The sequence below is a fragment of the Fluviicola sp. genome (genome assembly GCF_030151805.1).
Taxonomy (GTDB): Bacteria; Bacteroidota; Bacteroidia; order Flavobacteriales_D; family Crocinitomicaceae; genus Fluviicola.
Window position 1 is genome coordinate 1 of the sequence record NZ_JASLCN010000468.1, and the last position, 5,059, is coordinate 5,059.

Annotated in this window: 6 protein-coding genes; 4 read left to right on the top strand and 2 right to left on the bottom strand. The window is 39.3% G+C overall.

The genetic code is table 11. From position 1 onward, the window contains the following. Positions 1–698, top strand: a 698-nt coding sequence (locus Q1V93_RS17770) for a glycosyltransferase (RefSeq protein ID WP_300666514.1), incomplete at its 5' end; no start/stop codon positions are given. A gap of 75 nt (positions 699–773) precedes the next feature. Here the strand turns inward: Q1V93_RS17770 and hemW are convergent. Next, positions 774–1,904, bottom strand: a complete 1,131-nt coding sequence (gene hemW, locus Q1V93_RS17775; RefSeq protein WP_300666516.1) for a radical SAM family heme chaperone HemW — start codon at positions 1,902–1,904, stop codon at positions 774–776. Positions 1,905–2,022: 118 nt separating this feature from the next. Between hemW and Q1V93_RS17780 the strand changes: the two genes are divergently transcribed. Next, entirely contained in the window at positions 2,023–2,373 is a 351-nt protein-coding gene (locus Q1V93_RS17780) for a hypothetical protein (protein WP_300666517.1), read from the top strand. 79 nt (positions 2,374–2,452) lie between these two features. Here the strand turns inward: Q1V93_RS17780 and Q1V93_RS17785 are convergent, their stop codons facing one another. Then, the gene (locus Q1V93_RS17785) at positions 2,453–3,643 is read right to left on the bottom strand and encodes an acyl-CoA dehydrogenase family protein (RefSeq protein WP_300666519.1); all 1,191 of its coding nucleotides are present in this window, start codon (positions 3,641–3,643) and stop codon (positions 2,453–2,455) included. A gap of 281 nt (positions 3,644–3,924) precedes the next feature. Here Q1V93_RS17785 and Q1V93_RS17790 point away from each other — a divergent pair, with 281 nt between their 5' ends. Then, on the top strand, positions 3,925–4,644 hold the full coding sequence (locus Q1V93_RS17790; protein WP_300666521.1) for a DUF4271 domain-containing protein: 720 nt from the start codon (positions 3,925–3,927) through the stop codon (positions 4,642–4,644). A gap of 32 nt (positions 4,645–4,676) precedes the next feature. Beyond that, positions 4,677–5,059, top strand: a 383-nt coding sequence (locus Q1V93_RS17795) for a uroporphyrinogen-III synthase (RefSeq protein WP_300666522.1), incomplete at its 3' end; no start/stop codon positions are given.

Here is a 5,059-nt window from a genome sequence, read left to right on the forward strand (position 1 = left end):
AAAAAGACATCGAGGTAATCGTTTCACAGGATTGTGAAGACCCGTGTTTTGATCCCTTAATCGAAAAATACAGTCGTTCCCTCACGATCAAACACTTGCAGCAACCCGATCTGGGGTTTTTAAAAAACAAAATGCTCAACAAGGCGATTAAAGCTTCTTCAACGGATTTCTTGATCTTTATTGACGGCGATTGCGTTTTGCACCCGCGATTTGTTCAGCAGCACATTCGTTCCATTCAAAAAGGACGATTCTGCATCGGAAGAAGGGTTGACCTGGATTCAAAAACGTCTCAGAAAATCCGCAAGGGAATCAGTACCATTCCGACATTTATGGAGATGATCCGGAACAAAAGTATTCGCGTGGAAGAGAGTTTTTTCCTTCCGGGTTTTGCTAAAACAAGCAAAGGACATCTTTTGGGCTGCAACATGAGCTGGCATAAAAACGATTTATATCTTCTGAATGGTTTTGACGAAACGTACACCAATCCAGGTTTTGGAGAGGATACGGATATTGAGTTCCGGGCAAAAAAAGCAGGTTTGAAACCCTACTCTACCCGTTTCAGAACGATTCAATACCATCTTTTTCACGAGCGCCCGGACCGGGAAGATTTCGTGACAATCAGTAAAAATCAATTTTTCTCGAAAAAGAACCGCGTTGATTTCCGTTGTCAATATGGCTTGGAGACATTAGAGGAATGATTACGAATTACGAATTACGAATTACGAATTACGAATTACTTCATTCATTTATTTCCATTCATTCGTAATTCGGCATTAGGAATTAGCAATGATAAACAGGTCTGCTGCAATTGCGTCTGCCAATAACCTTCCGGCTTCTGTCAGAACAAAAGAATCTTCCGTTTCAACAAGCAATTTTTGATCCTCGTAATCTTTTACGATTTGATGCCAATCTGCTTCCGGACGAATATTCTCAAAGAGTTCTTTTTTAGAAACTCCCCATTTCGTCCGCAAACCAATCATCAAAGCTTCATTAAACCGATCAAAAGGAGTCAAAACTTCAATCGTTTCCGGTAAAATTGATTTTTCCAGTTCGTTCATATAGATCCGGTTATTTGACCGGTTCCAATAGCGTTCTGTCAGGTTATACCCATGAGCCGAAGGACCAATTCCCAGGTATTTCGATCCTTTCCAGTAAGAAGTATTGTGTTTGGAATAATGTTCATTTCGGGCAAAATTCGAAATCTCGTATTGCTCATAACCTGCTTTTTTCAGTTCTAAAACCAATAACTCAAATTGTTCCGATTGCTGATCCACATTTGAAATAGCAATTTTACCTTCTGCAACCCATTTCGATAAAACCGTTTTCTCTTCAACTGTCAGGCAATAGGCAGAAATATGTTCCGGGTTCAAAGCCACAATCTGTTGAATTTGTTTCTTCCAGTCTTCCAAAGTCAGATTCGGCAAACCATAAATCAGATCCAGGCTCAATTCATCAAAACCAACTTGTTTGGCATTCAAAACGGCATTCATGCTATCAGCAGCAGTATGACTCCTGTTCATCCATCTGAGTTGTTCTTCGTCAAACGACTGAATTCCCATACTCAGACGCATAACTCCCAATGCTTTCCATTTTCCCAGATTTTCCATGCTACAATCATCCGGATTGCATTCCAGTGTTATTTCCACTTTGTCTGAAACAGCATAAAATTGGCGAACTTGCTTGATCAATTGCTCCAATTGTTCGGGAGTTAAGATGCTTGGAGTTCCCCCTCCAAAATAGATTGTTTCAAAAACTTCGGATTTCCAGTTATCTGAACGCAGCTTCAACTCTGTGCACAATGCAGCCACCATCTCGTTTTGATAAGAATGATTGGTAGAAAAATGAAAGTCGCAGTAACTACATTTTTGGGTGCAAAAAGGAATATGGATATAACAGCCGGACATGCTGTAAAATTAGGGATTAATTGCGGGGAGCACAATCCCTTCTACAGCCTGTTTTTTCTTAAATGTTAAAAAACGCTTTTAATTTTTACCATAACATAAAAAGATATACTTTTCTCATATGGGATTCAAAGAACAACAAGCAGCCATTCAACGAGAGTTAGATCGATTTATCGACTTGCTGGGTGTCATGTTGCCCAGATACTCCAAATTATTGAAAAGCAAAAACTTATCAGAAGACGAATTGCATGAACTGGGTGAAATGGAACATTTTCTGATTGGTGTAAACGGCCGGATCGGTGAAATAAAAAACATTCTGGAACAAGACGTTTTCGGACACGGTTTGCATCAGTATTACAAGACCAAGAAAAAGGCTCAAAACGGCGATCAGGTGGCGATTCAAAAATTAGAACACCTTCGCAAATCATTCGAAGACGCCCTGGTAACCGGAGCGATGATTCAATGGAATTAAATCTTATTTAATAATCATAAAAAAAAGCCTTCGAGTGATATTCGAAGGCTTTTTTATTTAATCAATATTTAGCAGTCATTTAAGGCATTTCTCTTGTGAAAGCTGAAATTCCTGTAACGTCCATACCTGTAATCAACAAGTGGATATCGTGCGTTCCTTCGTAAGTTACCACAGATTCCAGGTTCGCCATATGGCGCATCATCGAGTATTCGCTTGTAATACCCATTCCTCCGTGGATTTGACGTGCCTCGCGGGCAATGTTCAAAGCAATCTCTACGTTATTTCTCTTAATCATGGAGATCATTGCAGAAGTAGCTCTTCCTTCGTTTCTCAATTGTCCTACACGCAAGGTGATGAACTGTGCTTTTGTGATCTCAGTGATCATTTCAGCCAATTTCTTTTGAGTCAGCTGGAATGCCCCGATCGGAACGTTAAACTGCGTTCTTTCTTTCGAATATCTCAATGCCTGATCGTAACAATCCATAGCAGCACCCAGTGCTCCCCATGCAATTCCGAAACGAGCAGAATCCAAACAGCTTAACGGTGCACCCAAACCAGAACGCCCCGGAAGTAAGTTTTCTTTCGGAACTTTTACGTTCACAAAAATCAATTCACCTGTTGCAGAAGCGCGAAGAGATAATTTTCCGTGCATTTCAGGAGTTGTAAATCCTTCCATTCCACGTTCCACAACCAATCCGTGAATACGACCTGTTTCATCCTTTGCCCAAACAACTGCAATATCCGCAAATGGTGCATTGGAAATCCACATTTTTGCTCCGTTCAATAAGTAATGGTCACCCATATCCTTAAAGTTCGTGATCATTCCTCCAGGATTTGATCCGTGATCCGGCTCTGTCAAACCGAAACATCCCATCATTTCACCTGTAGCCAATTTCGGCAAATACTTCATTTTTTGCTCTTCCGTTCCGTATTTCCAGATCGGATACATCACCAATGAACTTTGAACGGAAGCTGTTGAACGCAAACCTGAATCACAACGCTCCAATTCCTGCATGATCAATCCGTATGAAATCTGATCCAGACCCGGTCCACCGTATTCTTCAGGAATGTAAGGTCCGAAAGCTCCGATTTCACCTAATCCTTTCAATAAATGCATTGGAAAAGTTGCCTTTTCATAATGTTCATCAATGATCGGGGAAACCTCTTTTTTCACCCACGCACGAGCAGCATCACGTACCAACTTTTGCTCATCTGTAAGCAATTCATCCATTAATAAATAGTCCGGATGAGAATATAAATCAGATTTCATTTGAGTTTTTTTTCAATGTTCGGTGCAAATGTAATCAAATCAGCGAATGAATAAAAATAGAGCGGTGTACTAAATGGATTCAAAAAGTTTAATCATTGGATAATTGAAAATGGACAATTGAGAAGTGAAAGGGTTTAAAGAGTTCCATTTTGAACTATTAATCATACTGAGCTTGTTGAGGTATGAACAATTTAAAACACCATAGACCAACTAAGATTTCACACATGCAAACAAGAGTGATTCCAAAATAGTACTTTTGTACCTGAATCTTATTTCAATTCATGCAATTAAGCGGGCAATTCTTTTCTGGTTCAACTGCGAATGAGGTCATGGTTCTCACTGAAAGAAGTGCGAATCACTCGTATATTATTATAGCAGCTCTGATTTTTTGTTTGCTTTTGGTTTCTGCAGCACGTTTAAGACAGCGCGAAGTTTTTTTGGTACTTGGTCAAACTACTTTTTTTTTCCAAAGTATCTCCGAGCAATACAAAAACGGAATCCGGGAAAACCCGCTTACGTCCATTTTTTTAATCCTTCAGTACATCATTATCACCGGAGTCTGCATTTATTGGTACAATCATTTTTCCTTAACGGATTTTAATACCTACCAGACAATTGTATTGACTGCATTCCCGGCAATTCTGCTGCTTTATCATCTTTTTGTGATCTCGGTTGCCGGAACAATTACCGGATTAAAAGAAGTCGTTTTGGAAGTGAATCAGTTGACATTAGTTATGGCTCAAACAGCCGGAATTGTCATCCTTATTGAGTTCTTTTTCATCTATTTTCAGCCCGAATTCATTACGCAATCGAAGTTTATCATCATCGGGACCTTCCTGTTTTTTACTCTTTTACGCATGATTCGTGGTTTTTATCACGTCTTCCAATTGGGTGTATCGTGGTATTATATAATTTTGTACCTTTGGACCCTCGAAATTTTGCCGCTTTTGATAGTCCTGAAACTGGTCTTCAATCGTGAAATTTCAAGTTGGTTAGGTTAAGTAAATGTTGAACGCTAAAACAAAATTAAACCTTGAGTATTAAGACAATATTGGTTTCTCAACCGAAACCAGAAGGCGACAAGTCTCCGTATTTTGATTTGGCCGAAAAGTATAAGTTGAAAATCGATTTCAGGCCGTTTATTCACGTCGAAGGAGTTTCGGTTCAGGAGTTTCGTTCTCAAAAAATCGATATCAAAGATCATACTGCAGTAATATTAACTTCCAAAACTGCTGTCGATCATTTTTTCCGTATTGCAGAAGAAATCCGTTTCGAAGTTCCTGATACCATGAAGTATTTCTGTATTTCAGAAGCCGTTGCTTTGTACCTTCAGAAATATGTAACTTACCGCAAACGCAAGATTTTCTTTGGAAAACAGACTATTGAAGATTTAATTGATCCGATCAAAAAGCACAA